At 64.8% G+C, this 14,756-nt stretch carries 15 protein-coding genes; all 15 read right to left on the bottom strand.

The genetic code is table 11. The features are described from left to right. The 15 genes from CH92_RS02495 to CH92_RS02565 all read right to left on the bottom strand — a co-directional run bounded on the left by CH92_RS02495 (window position 1) and on the right by CH92_RS02565 (window position 14,747). Complete coding sequence (locus tag CH92_RS02495; RefSeq protein ID WP_025240225.1) at window positions 1–1,227, bottom strand: beta-ketoacyl-ACP synthase; 1,227 nt, start codon at window positions 1,225–1,227, stop codon at window positions 1–3. Beyond that, window positions 1,227–1,955 (bottom strand): 3-oxoacyl-ACP reductase FabG, encoded by a 729-nt coding sequence (fabG, locus tag CH92_RS02500; RefSeq protein WP_025240226.1) that lies wholly within the window; start codon window positions 1,953–1,955, stop codon window positions 1,227–1,229. The genes CH92_RS02495 and fabG overlap by 1 nt, the downstream gene beginning before the upstream one ends. Beyond that, window positions 1,952–2,404 carry a hotdog family protein gene (locus CH92_RS02505; protein WP_025240227.1) on the bottom strand — a complete coding sequence of 151 codons (453 nt, stop codon included), beginning with the start codon at window positions 2,402–2,404 and terminating at the stop codon, window positions 1,952–1,954. Before CH92_RS02505 ends, fabG begins: the two co-directional genes overlap by 4 nt. Further along, the gene (locus tag CH92_RS02510; protein ID WP_025240228.1) at window positions 2,401–3,588 is read right to left on the bottom strand and encodes a beta-ketoacyl-[acyl-carrier-protein] synthase family protein; all 1,188 of its coding nucleotides are present in this window, start codon (window positions 3,586–3,588) and stop codon (window positions 2,401–2,403) included. Before CH92_RS02510 ends, CH92_RS02505 begins: the two co-directional genes overlap by 4 nt. Continuing rightward, the gene (locus CH92_RS02515) at window positions 3,585–4,091 is read right to left on the bottom strand and encodes a hypothetical protein (protein ID WP_025240229.1); all 507 of its coding nucleotides are present in this window, start codon (window positions 4,089–4,091) and stop codon (window positions 3,585–3,587) included. Before CH92_RS02515 ends, CH92_RS02510 begins: the two co-directional genes overlap by 4 nt. A 25-nt stretch (window positions 4,092–4,116) precedes the next feature. After that, on the bottom strand, window positions 4,117–5,358 hold the full coding sequence (locus tag CH92_RS02520; RefSeq protein WP_025240230.1) for an NAD(P)/FAD-dependent oxidoreductase: 1,242 nt from the start codon (window positions 5,356–5,358) through the stop codon (window positions 4,117–4,119). Between the two features lie 154 nt (window positions 5,359–5,512). Then, window positions 5,513–7,852 (bottom strand): MMPL family transporter, encoded by a 2,340-nt coding sequence (locus CH92_RS02525; protein ID WP_025240231.1) that lies wholly within the window; start codon window positions 7,850–7,852, stop codon window positions 5,513–5,515. Further along, window positions 7,836–8,456, bottom strand: a complete 621-nt coding sequence (locus tag CH92_RS02530; RefSeq protein ID WP_025240232.1) for an outer membrane lipoprotein carrier protein LolA — start codon at window positions 8,454–8,456, stop codon at window positions 7,836–7,838. Before CH92_RS02530 ends, CH92_RS02525 begins: the two co-directional genes overlap by 17 nt. After that, window positions 8,453–8,878, bottom strand: a complete 426-nt coding sequence (locus CH92_RS02535) for an acyl-CoA thioesterase (protein ID WP_025240233.1) — start codon at window positions 8,876–8,878, stop codon at window positions 8,453–8,455. Before CH92_RS02535 ends, CH92_RS02530 begins: the two co-directional genes overlap by 4 nt. Further along, window positions 8,871–10,409 carry an HAL/PAL/TAL family ammonia-lyase gene (locus CH92_RS02540; protein WP_025240234.1) on the bottom strand — a complete coding sequence of 513 codons (1,539 nt, stop codon included), beginning with the start codon at window positions 10,407–10,409 and terminating at the stop codon, window positions 8,871–8,873. Before CH92_RS02540 ends, CH92_RS02535 begins: the two co-directional genes overlap by 8 nt. Beyond that, a complete protein-coding gene (locus CH92_RS02545) occupies window positions 10,396–11,337 on the bottom strand; it encodes a glycosyl transferase (RefSeq protein ID WP_025240235.1) in 942 nt (313 codons plus the stop codon). The genes CH92_RS02540 and CH92_RS02545 overlap by 14 nt, the downstream gene beginning before the upstream one ends. Beyond that, the gene (locus CH92_RS02550) at window positions 11,334–12,080 is read right to left on the bottom strand and encodes a glycosyltransferase family 2 protein (RefSeq protein WP_025240236.1); all 747 of its coding nucleotides are present in this window, start codon (window positions 12,078–12,080) and stop codon (window positions 11,334–11,336) included. Before CH92_RS02550 ends, CH92_RS02545 begins: the two co-directional genes overlap by 4 nt. Window positions 12,081–12,157: 77 nt before the next feature. After that, window positions 12,158–13,837: an AMP-binding protein gene (locus CH92_RS02555; RefSeq protein ID WP_025240237.1), complete on the bottom strand. Its 1,680-nt coding sequence runs from the start codon at window positions 13,835–13,837 to the stop codon at window positions 12,158–12,160. Beyond that, on the bottom strand, window positions 13,834–14,412 hold the full coding sequence (locus CH92_RS02560; protein ID WP_025240238.1) for a membrane protein: 579 nt from the start codon (window positions 14,410–14,412) through the stop codon (window positions 13,834–13,836). The genes CH92_RS02555 and CH92_RS02560 overlap by 4 nt, the downstream gene beginning before the upstream one ends. Before the next feature lie 77 nt (window positions 14,413–14,489). Further along, window positions 14,490–14,747: an acyl carrier protein gene (locus tag CH92_RS02565; protein WP_021207071.1), complete on the bottom strand. Its 258-nt coding sequence runs from the start codon at window positions 14,745–14,747 to the stop codon at window positions 14,490–14,492. Window positions 14,748–14,756: the final 9 nt, after the last annotated feature.

The raw sequence follows: 14,756 nt of genomic DNA on the forward strand, positions 1-14,756 counted from the left end.
TCAGGCCCAGCGGCGGAATATCAACGAGGTGTTGATCCCGCCAAAGGCAAAGTTGTTGTTCATCACGAATTCGTGCTGCATCGATCGCGGCGCCCCGACGAGGTAATCCAGCTCGCCGCAGCGCGGATCGATGCTATCCAGATTGAGCGTATGGATATAGCGGTCGCGGTTCATCATTTCGATGCTGAACCAGGACTCCAGCGCGCCACAGGCGCCCAGCGTGTGCCCGAAGAAACTCTTTTGCGAGCTGATCGGCATAGCTGAACCAAACAAGGCTTGCGTGGCCAGGGTCTCGGCGATGTCGCCCTGTTCAGTCGCGGTGCCATGACCGTTGACGTAGCCAATGGCTTCGGGCTGCAAGCTGGCATCTTCCAGGGCCAGCTCCATGGCGCGACGCATCGTGGCCTGTTCGGGTTTGGTGGCGTGCTGACCATCGGCGTTACTGCCGAAGCCGACCAGTTCGGCATGAATGGTGGCACCGCGGGCGAGCGCGTGTTCGAGCTCTTCGAGCACCAGCATGCCAGCGCCCTCGCCAATCACCAGGCCGTCGCGGCCGGCGTCATAAGGGCGCGGTGTGGTATGCGGTGCATCATTCTTAAGGCTGGTCGCATAGAGCGCGTCGAACACCATGGCCTCGGTTGCGCACAGCTCCTCGGCGCCGCCGGCGAGCATCATCGGCAGACGGCCGAACTTGATCGCCTCGTAGGCATAGCCGATGCCCTGGCTGCCGCTGGTGCAGGCGCTGGAGGTGGGGATTACCCGGCCGGTGAGGCGGAAGAAGATGCTGATATTGGCCGCAGTGGTATGCGGCATCATGCGGATGTAAGAGTTGGCGTTCAGTCCGTCGGCTACGGAGTTGAGCAGCATGTTGCCAAACGCCTTGATCTCCTCGGTGCTGCCGGTGGACGAACCGCAGGCCACGCCCATGCGACCGTCGAGGATCGAGGAATCATCAAGCAGGCCGGCGTGTTCGAGTGCCTGCTCGGCGGCCTTTACCGACAGCCGCGAGACCCGGCCCATGCTGCGCAGTTGCTTGCGTGTCCAATGGCCGGGGACGACGAAATCATCCACCGGCCCGGCCAGGCGGGTGTTGAGTTCGGTGAAACGATCCCACTCGTGCATGTAGCGGATGCCACTGCGGTTGCCGCTGAAGTTGGCTTCGATGGTCGCCCAGTCGCTTCCCAAAGATGTAATGCCGGCCATGCCGGTGACGACGACGCGTTTCATCAGCACAGCCCGCCGTTGACCGCCAGAACCTGACGGGTGATGTAGCTGGCTTCTTCCGACATGAGGAAATTCACCGCGCCGGCGACTTCTTCGGGCGTGCCCATGCGTTGAGCGGGAATCATCTTGAGCATCTCCTCGATAGGCAGGTCGTCATCGAGCATCGCGGTATCGATCAGGCCCGGTGCGACGCAATTGACGGTGATACGTCGCTTGCCCAGTTCGACGGCCAGGGCCTTGGCGGCGCCGATCACGCCGGCCTTGGAGGCGCTGTAGTTGACCTGGCCGCGATTGCCGATCAGCCCCGACACCGAGGTGATGCAGACGATTCGCCCTGGTTGGCGGCGGCGAATCATCGGCATGGTCAGCGGCTGCAGGACATTGTAGAAACCATCCAGGTTGGTGCGCATGACCAGATCCCAGTCGTCCTCGGTCAACGCCGGAAACGCACCGTCGCGGGTGAGGCCGGCATTACAGACGACGCCGTAATAGGCGCCGTGCGCTTCGATATCGGCCTCCACCTGTGCCCGGCATTCGGCGCGATCAGCCACATCGAACTGCAGGATGCGCGCCTGGCGGCCCAGGTCGTGGATTTGGGTTTGGACGGCCTCTGCCTCTTCCCGCCGAGCGCGGCAATGCAGAACGATATCGTGACCGCTGCGGGCCAGGCGCAAAGCGATGGCGCGGCCAATGCCACGGCTGGAGCCGGTGACGAGAATGCTGTTAGTCATGGGCTGGGCTCTTGAAGATAGTTCGCCACTTCAGGCGGGCGGAAAACATTGAGACGCGCCTCGGCATGTATGCCGGGCCCGTCAAGATGGCATTCGAACACGCCCATGCCGTTGTCGTCTTGCAGCGAGCGCAGCGCGCGGATACGTAGCGCGGTGCCAACGGGGAATCGCTCGACATCGCACTGAAAGTTGCGGGTGCCGAGGAGAAACCCCAGCTCTACCGGCAACCCGGCCTGGCGTGCCTGGCAGCCGGCGAACGCGGCGACCGTCTGCGCCATGATTTCGACACCGACCCAGGCGGGCAGGCCGCCGTCGGGCAGGTTGAACAACCCGCCAGGCTTCACCCTCACGTGAGCATCGATGCTGTCCGCATCGAATGCCTCGACCGCATCGAGCAGGATCATGTCGCCCGCATGGGGCACCAGTTCGGCTACAGGCCAATCGATCATGGCGCGTCTCCCAGAATCAAGCTGATGTTGTTGCCGCCGAAGGCGAAGGAATTGGTCATCATGCGGCGTGGACCTGCGGCGGCCATCGTCGTGCCGGCTGCGATCAGATCCAGGCGCGGCAGCTCGACATCCTGTTGACCGTCCCAGCGATGCGGTGGCAGTCGTTGGGCAGGGTTGTGCTCAGACAGGGCCAGCCAGCAGAACGCGGCTTCCAACGCACCGGCGGCGCCCAGGGTATGCCCGGTCAGCGGCTTGCTCGACGAACAGGCGACGCCAGCCGGAAACACCGCGGCGACCGCCTGGCTTTCCATGGCGTCGTTGTGCCAGGTGGCGGTGCCGTGAAGGTTCAGGTAGCTGATTTGCTCCGCCCTGGTTGCCGCCGCGGAGAGCGCCTTGCGCATCGCCTCCATGGCGCCCAGGCCCTGCGGGTCAGGCGCAGAAATATGGTGTGCATCGGAACTGGCGCCACCGCCGTACAGTGCGATCGGCGCCTGGTCGCGGGTCATCAGAAACAGCGCGGCCGCCTCGCCGATATTGATACCGTCGCGATTGACCGAAAACGGATTGCAAACGCGCTCGCTAGTAGCCTCCAGGGCGCTGAATCCTTGCAGTGTCAGATCGCAGAGGCTATCAACGCCGCCACAGATCACCGCGTCGCAAATACCTGCCTCCAGCAGACGCTTGGCGCTGAGCAGGGCGCGGGCGCTCGACGTGCAGGCGGTGGAAATCGAATAGCTTGGACCGCTGAGCGCTAGCCGCTCGCTGAGAAAGCTGGCGGGCGCGCAAAGCTCCTGATGACCGTAGTGATAGCTGGCCGGTAGCTGCCCATCACGCACCAGGTCGGTGATGCCTTGAGTGGCTTCCTGGATACCGGTGGTGCTGGTGCCCATGACCACTCCGATGCGGGACGGGCCGAAGCGGGCAATGGCCTCATGCAGCTCGGCCTCGATCTGCTCGACCGCGGCCAGCAACAGCTGGTTGTTGCGCGTAGCGTGGCGCAGCGGAGTATCGACGAGGGTGGGCAATTCGGCAGTGACGGCGCCGACCGGCAGCTGGCGTCCGACAACCGCTTGCGGATAGGGCAGCATGCCAGAGCCGTCACCGTCCAGCAGGCGCTGGGCGACTTCAGCCTTGCCGCGACCCAGCGCGCAGATCAACCCGAGGGCATTCAGATAGGCGGTCATCTCTGGTGGGCTCCGGCAGGCGCGATGGGGGCGACACCATAGGTCAGCGTCGGCCCGACGTCGAGTTCGAAACGACCGTTCTCCCGATAGCGAACGTGCCAGGAGGACGCGTCGGCTGTCAGTGACCGCCCGCCTGGCTGCTGCGTCCAGCGCGCATCGACATAGAATTCCTCCAGCTGCTCGGCTGGGCTCAGCGCGAACAGCAATGCAGCGAACAGCTCGCGTGCTTCGGGATTAGGTGGCAGCAGGCCGTCCGCCAGCCAGCGGCCATCGCGCAGCAATTGGCGCGCCAGCGGGACGCCCAGCGGATCGAGCAGCGACCAGCGCAAGGCGACACCTTCCTGCTGGATGACCAACAGCCAGTCACGTGTCTCGTCCGCGCTGCGGCGCTGGATATGCAACTGCATCGGCAACGCCAGCCGCGGTGTTTGTGTCGGCAACGGCGGTTGCTGGGCGCAGGCGCCGAGCATCAGCAGCAGCGTGAGCCAGACCAGGCGTGGTATGTGGCGTGCAATCATGCCGGGCGACTCATGCCGGCTCCGAGGGTGCGCATAGCTCGGCCAGCACCCGCAAGCGGCGTTTGGGCTCGGCAACATAGGGATTGGCGGTATCCCAGGCGTAGCCGGCAAGGATCGAGCTGATCATCCGGCGAATCTCCGGCTGGGCGTGTTCGTAATAGATCACGTTCTGGAAACTGCCGTCGTACCAGCCCTCGACGTAGGTTCGGAAAGTGTCCACGCCACGCTTGAGCGGTGCGGCGAACTCGGTCTCCCAGTCCACTGCTTCGCCCGCCAGTTGGCGATGCAGAACGGCCGCCGCCATGCTCGCCGAGCGCATTGCAATGGTGACACCGGAGGAGAACACCGGGTCGAGGAATTCCGCCGCATTGCCCAGCAGGGCGAAGCCCGGGCCGTGCAGTGCCTTGACGTTCGCCGAATAGCCACCGATCAGCCGCGCCGGGGTGTCCCACTCGGCGTTCGCGAGGATGCACCGAAGGTTGGGTGCCTCATCCACGAACGCCTTGAGACAAGCATCCAGATCCAGCGGTCGTCCCTCGTAGCGTTCGGCGCTGGCGACAACGCCTAGCGAACAGCGGCCATTGCTGAACGGGATGGTCCAGTACCAGACATCGCGCAGTTCGGGATGCGTGGTAATGAGGATTTTTTCCCGATCGAAGCGCGGATCGTCGATGTTGTCCTGGATGTGAGTGAACACGGCACGACGCAGCGGAAAACTCGACGGTGCCTCAAGATCGAGCAGACGCGGCAGCACGCGGCCGTAGCCGCTAGCGTCGAGGACGAAGTCCGCCTCGATGGCATATTCGCTGCCGTCCAGCCGGCGCACCTGCAGACGCGGACGTGAGCCGTCGAAGTCCGCGGCGGTGATTTCCTCCTCGTAGCGAATCTCGACACCCTGCGATTCAGCCTGATCGGCCAGCAACTTGTCGAAGTCGGCGCGCTGAACCTGATAGGTGCTGCTGTGGCCTTGGGTGAATTTGTCGCGGAAGTCGAACTCGGTGTAGCGCTCACCCCAGCCGAAGGCCGCGCCATGCTTGGTTTGAAACCCGGCGGCCTGTACCGCCTCGAGCATGCCGGCTTCTTCGATGAAATCCAGACAATGCGACAACAGGCTTTCGCCGATGGAAAAGCGCGGAAACCGCTGCCGCTCGATGATCAAGACGTCATGGCCCTTGCGTTTGAGCAGGGCGGCAGCGATAGCGCCGGAAGGCCCCGCGCCGATGATGACGACGCTATGGTGTTCTGCGTTCACTTGCACCTTCCTTGTACGACTTGACCAGGTTGATTGTTAGCAGGCGTGCCCGCTAGCCAGGACGGAACATCTTTGACCAATAGGTTTGGGCCAGGCCGCTCAGGCATCGACGCGGCAATTCGCGGAAGCTGTGCCAGCGCTAGTTGTTGTTCGATCAGCATTTGGCCTCTGCGTCCGGCTCGGCGGCCCAGGGTGCTAAAACGAAGGCGAATACCAGGCCGAGCCCCACGGCCAGACCGAAGTTGCTTACCGCCGGCGTGCTCGACAGGGCCAGCAGACCGAACGACAGCCAGGTGGTTACCGCGGCCAGTAGGGTACCGACCAGACTCACTGCGGCGCCGCCGATTCGCTCACGCATGAGGATGGCGTAGTCCACACCGATCGCGGTGACCAGCAACAAGCCGAACAGGCCGAACAGGGTCAACGGCTGGCCTAGCCACCCCAGACAGGCCAAGCTGCCGAGCGCAGCCAGCAGCGGCACGGCCAGGCAGCGCAACGCGCCGCGCCAGCCGAACGGCAGACACAGCAGGGCGAAAATGAGCACAGCGGCGCAGAGTTTGAGCAACGCAGCCTGGCGCTGGGTCTCGGCAAACAGGCGGTTCAGCTCTGCCGGTCGGTCGACGAGGCTGACCCCGCCGATACCTTCGGCCAGGCCGTGCAGCGCCGAACTGTCGCGAAGCCCTTGCAAACTGACGAGGCCGGCGACCGAGCCGTCGCTTCGGGTGCCCAGCCACAAGGGGCGCCAGGGTTCGGCAAGTGGTCCGGCCAATACATCCTCGACACCGATCACGGGTTGTGCCAGCAGGTCGGCGAGTTCCCCTTCCAGCCGGTCGGCGGTGACGCCGAGTTTCAGCAGGGGCTGGCTGGCTTCCAGCAAACGAGGCAGCGCGAGGTGCAAACTCTCTTGTGCGGCAGCCGGGGTGATCAGCTGGCTCAGCGCGAGATAGCCGTGCAGCTTCTGCTCCGCCACCAGATCATCGAGGCGCGCGGCGAGTTCGTCTTGGCGCTCCAGCAACTCATCGGGCGTCGCTGCGCGAACCAGGAAATACTGGCTGGTCGGCTCGAAACCGGTGATCTCGCCGATGCGCTCGGCCTGCTGCTGCAAGGCCGGCGTGCGGGCGACCCACTGGCGCAAATCGTCCTTGAAGGACAGCTGGCTGATGCCGGCGATGCAGAACAGCACGAAGCCGATCAGCAACCAGATCGAGCGGACCCGGCGCAGCAATGCACTGCGCAGCGTCAATACACGCTGGGCCCAGCCCAGCGGCGCGGGCCAGGGTTGCAGCGGCGCGCTCAGCAGCGAGGGCAACAGGCAGGTGGCGCAGGCGAAGGCGCCAAGCAGGCCCGCCGCGGAAAAGACTGCCACCTGACTCAGCGCCGGAAACGGGGTGAAGCCCATGGCCAGATAGCCGATGACATTGGTTGCCAGTGCCAGCGCCAGGCCCGGAAGCGTCAAGCGCAGGGCCCGATAGGCGTGCCATGGCTGCAAGGTCCAGCTCTTGGAAAGGTAGTGCAGCGGAAAATCGATGCTGACCCCGACCAGGCTCGCGCCGAGCACCAGCGTCAGTACGTGGATCTGACCGAACAATGCGATACAGGCAGCGGCGCCGCTCAGTGCGCCGACCACCACGGGCAGCGCGACCAGCAGGACACGCGGCGTACGAAACAGCAGATGCAGCAACGCCAGGGTTGCAACGAGAGAAATGCTACCGATCAGGCTGGCTTCCTCTCGCGCCTGACGCTGCCCATAGGCGGCATGCAGCATGCCGCCAGCGGCGAGCAGTTCGCCCTGTTCGGCCTCTACCCGGTGGCGCGCAGCGCGAATTTGATCGGCCACCAGCAGCGGCAATTGATCGTCGAAGGCGTCGCCGTGGGTTTGCGCATGAATGACCGCCCAGCGCTGGCCGTCATGGTCGGCTACCAGCAGGCCATCGAGACGCGGATGGATATGGCCCGGTTGCGGCAGCTGTCGCTGCGCCAGATCAGCGAAACCGAACCAGTCCTGTTCGACCGGCACCAGGCTGGTGCTTTCAAACGGACTGTAAAGGCGTTGCAGGCGCTGTTGAACGAAGTCCTCGGGCGAGGCGATCAAGGCTTCTCGACTCGCCCGATCGAGCAGCACCAGCCGCTGATCGAGCAACTGCTGACGCACCGCCGGCAGGTCGGCTTGCACCGAGCGGCGAACCTGGGCGAACAGGCCGCTGGCCCGCAGGTTGTCGGCGAGTTCATCGGCCAGCGCGAAGGCCGCCGCTTCATCCTCGTGATGAATCAGCAGCATCAGATCGCGGTTCAGCGGTTCCTGTACCCGTTGCTCGGCGAGTTGCTCCAGCTCGCCCGGTGTGCCGCTGGGTAGTAATTTCAGCAAGTTGGCGCTGACAGGAGGCCCGTCGCGCCATTGCCATGCGGTCAGCACCACCAGCCCGAGCAGTGCCACGAAGAACAGCGAGGAAAGCCAGGCCGGCAGCCTGAGCGCTTTGTCAGTCGGCGAAATCATGGCGTTCGGCGGGGCTCAGCTGTTCGTCGATCTGGCTGTCGGTCAGCGATAGCAAGGTGCTGTCGCCCTGGGTTTCGAGCAGCTCGATGCGCTCGGCCGTCGAGCCGCCCTGAATGAGAATGCGGGTGAATATCTGCCCGAGCAGTTTCGAGCGTGGGGTCAGTGTCAACGCCCAGGTGTCCGCGGTTCCGCTGAGCTCCAGCTCGAAATCACGTTGCAGGGCCTCGGTGTCGCCGCGCAGCACGGCCAGAAACAGGTCGTTCTGACGCGCTGCGGCACCCTGTTGATGGGCCGGGTGCCAGTTGCTGGCGTCGCGCCGGGCAATTCCCGAAGCGCTGATGCGGTAGTCCTGCTGCAGCGGCTCCCGTAGGAACCAGAGCAGGCCGCGGTCGCGAGCCAGGACGAAGGCGCCTGTACTGACGAGCGGCTGAGGCAGTGCGCGCAGGTACTTTTCCTGGGTGAAGTTGCCGCGGATGACCTCGGGCTCACTCAACTGGCGGCTGAGTTGTGCCAGATCGAAGCTGTCGGCGCGCGCGACTGTCGTCAGCAGCAGGCTCAGCGCCAGCAGCGTCTGTTGCGCTAGGCGCTTGGACAGTCGGATCACGATAGGACTCGCTCTACGGCGTCGACAAAGACGCTGGGCGACGCCAGCAGCATCTCGCGACTGGCGATCTCGACCGCGACCTGCACAGTGCTGCCGCGGGTCATGCGCTCGCCGGTCTCGGCATCGCTGATCAGGTAATTGATCTTCAGACGGTTTTCCCATTCCACCAGATCGGCACGAACGACGATGCGTTGGTTGAAGCGGGCGCCGCGTATGTAGCGCAGTTGCACATCGATGATTGGCCATGCGTAACCGGCATCGCGCATCTGCGTGTAGTTGTGCCCGATCCGCTCCAGCAGGGCACAGCGGGCGACCTCGAAGTACTTGATGTAATGGCCGTGCCACACCACGTCCATGGAGTCGACGTCGAAGAAGGGCACCAGAACCTCCACCTCTGCTTGCAGCACGCCGCCCTTACGCATAAAGCCCCCAATGTTGCGCGCGGATGCGTTGCAGACACAGGCGCAGCTCGCCTTCCAGCGCGCGGTCCTCGATCACTGGTGGGAAGTCTTCACCCAGCGCGGCGTGCATGGTCTGCAGTGGCGCGGGCAAGGGGCGCGCGGCCTGACCCCGTTGGCGCAGCCAGACACCTTGATTGGCGGCGATCAGCGTGGCGGCGGCGACCTGTTCGGTCAGCTCCAGGCTGCGCAGCGCGTCGCGCGCGGCGATAGTGCCCATGCTCACCTTGTCTTGGTTATGGCATTCGGTGGAACGTGAAAATACGCTGGCCGGCATGCTGTTCTTCAGGGCTTCGGCGGCCCAGGCGCTGGTGCCGATCTGCACCGCCTTGAAACCGTGATTGATCATCGCCGTGGCGGCCGGCGCGCCAGACAGATTGCTTGGCAGGCCGTGGTTGTAGCGGCTATCGACCAACAAGGCGAGCTGACGATCGAGCAGATCGGCGACGTTGGCGACGAGGTTCTTCAGGCTGTCCATGGCGAAGGCGATATGACCGCCGTAAAAATGTCCGCCATGCAGTACGCGCTCGTTTTCGGCGTCGATGATCGGGTTGTCATTGGCGCTGTTCAGTTCGGTTTCGATGAACTGCCGCAGCAGGCCCAGGCTGTCGGCCAGAACGCCCAACACATGTGGCGCGCAGCGGATTGAGTAGCGATCCTGCAGGCGATGCAGCGGCGCGGTCGGTGCTTCGATGGCCAGATCCTGACGAATCCAGGCGGCCACCTGCATCTGCCCCGGGTGCGGCTTGGCGGCGAACAAACGCTCATCGAAATGCTCGGGATTACCTTCCAGCGCGACGACATTGAGCGCGGTGATGCGGGTGGCCAGTTTCAGCAGGTAATCGGCACGGGCATAGGCGAGGCAGGCCAGGCCGGTCATCACCGCAGTGCCGTTCATCAGCGCCAGGGCTTCCTTGGGTCGCAGGGTCAACGGCGTCCAGCCGAGCTGACGATGCACCTCGGCGGCGCTGCGGCGTTCACCGCGGAACATGACTTCGCGCTCGCCAGCCAGCGCCGCGGCGACGTATGACAGTGGCGTCAGGTCGCCGCTGGCGCCGACCGAGCCTTCCTCCGGAATCAGCGGTAGGACGTCGTGCTCGAGAAATGCCTGCAGGCGATCGAGCAGCTCGATGCGTACTCCGGACACCCCATGCGTCAGCGAACGCAAGCGGGCGGCCAGCACTGCGCGAGTGGCTTCGGCGTCGAGCAGTTTGCCGAGGCCGCAGCCATGAAAGCTGAACAGGTGTTGCGGCAGCGCTTCGACCTGGTGCAGCGGTACCGCTACCACGCACGAATCGCCATAACCGGTGGTCACGCCGTAGATCACGCCTTCTCGATCGAGCAAGGTGTCGAGAAATTGCGCGCCGCGTGCGATGCGTTCACGAAAGGCCGCATCGGCCTGCAGCCGCGCCGGCGCACGGCGTTGGGCTACAGCCAGCAGGTCTTCGATGCGCAGGTGGCTTTCGCCAAAGATCACGGGCTCAGCGTTGGTCATGGGTGTTCCAGAAAGGGTAGAAGTTGAACCATTGCAAAGGGGCGTCCAGGCAGCGGGCCGCCAGGCGGTCGGCATAGCGTTGCACACACTGCTGCACCACCGCGTCGCGCTCGCCGCGGCGCCATTGGATACAGTCGGCGAAGGGCTCCAGGTGGACATGGAACTGCTGGCCATGTTTCAGGCAGAACAGCAGATTGGCCGGGCATTGCAGCAACCCGGCCAGCAGCCACGGGCCCTGAGGGAAATGGGCCGGTTGGCCAAGAAAGTCGGCAGTCGCGATGCGCGCACCGTGCAGCGGCACGCGATCACCGGCGATCGCCAGCCATTCACCGGCATCCAGCCGCCGCGACAGTTCCATCATGATCGCCGGGTCCAGCTCGCTGACCTGAATCAGCCGCAGGTGGTTCGCGCCGGACTGGTCGAGCAGCCGGTTGAAGCGTTCGGCGTGGCGCGTGTGCACCAGCACGTTCATTTTCACCTTGCGGCCCATCTCGGCCAGCGCTCGGCAGATTTCCAGATTGCCCAGGTGCGAACCGACCAGCAGCTGACCGCGGGGGGCTTCGAGTTCGGCGTGCAGGTTCATCCGGTCGTGCAGGACCAGCCTGTCGAGAGCGAGGCGTCCGCCCCAGGCGTCGAGCTTGTCCAGCAAGGCGTCGGCGAACGAGGTGAATTGGCGGTAGACGGTGCGCCAGTTGGGCGCCAGATCGCGGCGCCCGCTCCACTCACTGAGGTGGCGTTGATAGGTCCAGGCACTCTGCCGCGCGCTGCGGCCGAACAGGTAGAAATACAGCACGATCAGGTACAGCAACGGCGACATGACGCGCCGGCCGAGCAGGCGCACGGCCGCCGCGGTGAGCTTCATCAAGGCGAAGCTGCCGCGCTCGCGGTGCGCTGCCCAGTGTGAGCCGGGCGCGGCTTTCTCGCTCATCCGCGCCACCGGCGCCAGAGCAGGGCGGGCGCCCGCAGCAGCATGCCGCCGAACAGCCGGGCATGCATGGAAGAGATCAGCAGGTTGTCGCGCCAGAGACGAAAGTGCGATACGCCATCGGCCGGGTAATGCACACGCGTTGGCATCCAGACCATCGGTTGCTCACGCCAGTGCAGGCGCACCAGGATTTCAGTGTCGAAATCCATCCGCTGGCCCAGCGTCGTCGAATCCAGCAGGGCCAGGGTTGGCTGCAGTGGGTAGACGCGAAAGCCGCACATGGAGTCGCGAATCGACAGCGACAGGGTGTTGATCCAGACCCACACATGGGTCAGGTAGCGCCCGTAGAGACGGCTTTTCGGTACGCTCGAATCGTACTCGGGGTAGCCGCAGACCAGCGCGTCCGGCGCCTGGCTGGCGCGGTCGAGAAACAGCGCCACACTCCCCAGGTCGTGCTGGCCATCGGCGTCGACCTGCAGCGCATGGCTGAAGCCCAGGCGGGATGCTTCGCGCAGCCCTGAGGCCACCGCCGCGCCTTTGCCCAGATTTTCGCCGTGCCGCAGCAGGTGCACCGACGGATGCTGCGCCAGCTCATCGATGACCCGCGCCGCAGCGGGGTGGGAAGCGTCGTCGACGAGCACGCAGTGCAGATCTTCGGTGAGCAGTGCGCGAACCACTGACGGCAGGCTGCGCTCGTGGTTGTAGACCGGCACCACCGCGCAGGGTTTGAACCAGTCTTCATCGATGGCCAGCGTCAGCTGCTGATGGACGCCTGGCTGCGTGGGCGAGGCGTCGATGGCGGGGGCGATCGGGGTAAGGGTGGTCACGGGTGTTCTCCCAGCAGAATACGGCCGGACGAGCAGGGTGCATCGCCGTTGCGGTAAGCGAAGTGCAACTTGCTGCGCTCGCGGTCGAAACGCAGGGTCAGCTGCAGCTGATCGCCCGGGCGGGCGAGTTGCTGGAACTTGAGGACTTCCATGCCGCGAAAGCACGGCGGCAGATCGTCGATCAGCTCCCGGGCCAGCGCGATCGCCCAATCGATCTGCACAACGCCTGGCAGCACAGGTGTATGCGGGAAGTGACCGGTGAAATGCGCGAGATCCAACGGCACGCCCAGTTCCAGCTGCCATTGAGCGTCCTGGTCGGTTGTACTGATGCGCTCGGGCTGCAGCGGGCGTGGTGCCTGTAGCAACATTTCAAGCTGCGCCTGGGGCAGCTTGCCCTGGGTGTTGTGAGGCAGCTGTGGCACCAGCCGCCAGCGACGCGGCAAGGCCAGCGCCTCGCAGTGACTCGCCAGGTGCCCGCGCAATGCCTCGGTCAAGGCGCGGCGGCCACCGTTGCGCAGCGCATGCAGCCCGACCTCGCTGAGAGCAACCAGTGCTGCGAGGTAGGCGCGGTTGTCGACGATCACGCCGAGGCGTGCTTCGCTGACGAAGGGGTGCGTGGCCAGGGCCGCTTCCAGCATCGGCAGGGATATGCGTTTCTCTTCCAACTTGACGATGCGGTCGAGCCGGCCGAGCAGCTCGAAGCGCCCGTCGGCCTCGATTCGCGCCGCATCGGCCGTCTGCTCGACGTGGCCAGGCGGCAGACACGGAGAGGCGATACGCAGCGCGCCTTGCTCGTCCAGGCTCAGCTGCACGGCGGGGAATGGCTGCCACAGGCTGCCGCCCTGGCGCCAGGCGATGCCGCCGGTTTCCGAGCTGCCGTAGATTTCCGTCGGTGCTTGACCGAGGCGCTGTTCCAGTCGCTGTGCGGCCTGCGTGTCGAGTGGCCCGCCGGAGGAGAAAATTCGTTGCACGCTGCGCAGCGCAGGCCAGTCGAGGTTGTCGCCCATCCGCTTGAGCAGCGCGGGGCTGGCCACCCAGCAGAAGCTCGGATGCTGACGACTGGCCAGTTGGATGTCTTCGGAGAATGGCTGGGCACGGCGCAGAAAGGGGCGGCCGGCGCACAGCGGCCAGAGCACACGGAACAGCAGTCCGTAGATGTGCTGGGCGGCGACACTGGCGATCATGCAGGCATCGCCGAGATCGGCCCCCCAGCAGGCTTCGAGCGTTTCCACTTCGTTCGCCAGCTGACGCAGGCGCTTTTCGATCAGTTTCGGTTCGCCGCTGGAGCCCGAGGTGCAGAGCAGCAGTCGACACTGGTCCAGATCCAGCTTCGCCCCTTCGAGCGGCTCGGCCATGAGGTCGGCGATTCGCGCGTCGCCGTCCTGATCCGTCAGCCAGAGATCGGCCTGATGGGCCAGCCGCGCGCGGTTCGCGGGCTGCAGATCGGCCGGTAGCAACACCGTGACGCCGGCTCGCCAGGCGCCCAGCAGGGCAATGGCCAGCTCACCCGCATCTTCCAGATGAATCGCGATCCGGGCGACACCGCGGTTACGCAGCCCGGCCGCCAGGCGCAGCGCTTGCTGGCGCAGCTCGGCATGGTCCAGCTCGGGAGCAAGCGCAATCGGGCGCGACTTGGGCGTCTGATCGAGCAGGTGTTCAAGGGAAATCCAGTTCATTTAGCATTCCTGATGCGCTGGCGTACCAGCCACTCACCGGCAAAGAGCAATCCCATCAGCAGATAGGCGATCAGTCCGGTGTACAGCGTCCACCAGCTCAGCGGTGCCCAGAGGGCGAGGCCGCTGGCGATGCTGGCATTGACGATGAAGTAACCCACCCAGACCCAGGTCACCTGTCGCGTGTAACGCACCGCTGCGGGAGGAAGTTCAGGCTCGCTCAGCCGCGCGAGACGCTCGATGATCGGCATGCCGGACCATAAACTGCAGGCGAACAGGCCGAGCAGCGCCAGGCTGATCAGCACCGGGTACCAGCGCAGCAGCGCAGGCTCACCGGCCAACCCCAGCAACAGGCAGAACAGCAGAGCGACCGTCGCTACCGTGCGGCTGAGCGGCGTTTGCTTGCCGCTGAATATCCGTGCCAGCCATAGCGCGCCAAGCAGCAGGGCGAACAGTCGCGGCGACAGATGTTCAAGACCCAGGTACACGGCGAACGGATAGGCGAGACCAGCCAGTAACAGGCCGAGTGCAATCAGCCGGCTGGCGTTCGCCTTGCCTGTTCGTGCGGGTGCTTGCATCGCGTGCTATCCGTTTGCGCGTATGGGCGGAATGGCAGCCGTTGCAGGGCGACGGCTGGCTTCCTCGACCGTGCGGCTCAAGCCGTTTGCGGGTTCACCAGGCGATACACCGCCTCGACGACATCGCCCACGGTGCGTACCGACTTGAACTCCTCGGCGGCGATCTTCTTGCCGGTCTGGCGCTTGATGTGATCGATCAGGTCGACGGCGTCGATGCTGTCGATTTCCAGGTCCTGATACAGGTTGGCTTCGAGGCTGATGCGCTCGGGGTCGAGTTCGAAGAGTTCGACCAGCGCATCGCGCAGGGTCTGGAAGATCTCGTTGCGACTGTTCACGTGGGGTCC

The organism is Stutzerimonas stutzeri, from assembly GCF_000590475.1.
Classification (GTDB): Bacteria; Pseudomonadota; Gammaproteobacteria; order Pseudomonadales; family Pseudomonadaceae; genus Stutzerimonas; species Stutzerimonas stutzeri_D.

Excerpts from the sequence above, each read along its gene's own strand:
- CH92_RS02540 (WP_025240234.1), bottom strand. The coding sequence starts at position 10,409 with ATGACCAACGCTGAGCCCGTGATCTTTGGCGAAAGCCACCTGCGCATC.
- CH92_RS02545 (WP_025240235.1), bottom strand. The coding sequence starts at position 11,337 with ATGAGCGAGAAAGCCGCGCCCGGCTCACACTGGGCAGCGCACCGCGAG.
- CH92_RS02495 (WP_025240225.1), bottom strand. The coding sequence starts at position 1,227 with ATGAAACGCGTCGTCGTCACCGGCATGGCCGGCATTACATCTTTGGGA.
- CH92_RS02535 (WP_025240233.1), bottom strand. The coding sequence starts at position 8,878 with ATGCGTAAGGGCGGCGTGCTGCAAGCAGAGGTGGAGGTTCTGGTGCCC.
- CH92_RS02525 (WP_025240231.1), bottom strand. The coding sequence starts at position 7,852 with ATGATTTCGCCGACTGACAAAGCGCTCAGGCTGCCGGCCTGGCTTTCC.
- fabG (WP_025240226.1), bottom strand. The coding sequence starts at position 1,955 with ATGACTAACAGCATTCTCGTCACCGGCTCCAGCCGTGGCATTGGCCGC.
- CH92_RS02555 (WP_025240237.1), bottom strand. The coding sequence starts at position 13,837 with ATGAACTGGATTTCCCTTGAACACCTGCTCGATCAGACGCCCAAGTCG.
- CH92_RS02510 (WP_025240228.1), bottom strand. The coding sequence starts at position 3,588 with ATGACCGCCTATCTGAATGCCCTCGGGTTGATCTGCGCGCTGGGTCGC.
- CH92_RS02505 (WP_025240227.1), bottom strand. The coding sequence starts at position 2,404 with ATGATCGATTGGCCTGTAGCCGAACTGGTGCCCCATGCGGGCGACATG.
- CH92_RS02560 (WP_025240238.1), bottom strand. The coding sequence starts at position 14,412 with ATGCAAGCACCCGCACGAACAGGCAAGGCGAACGCCAGCCGGCTGATT.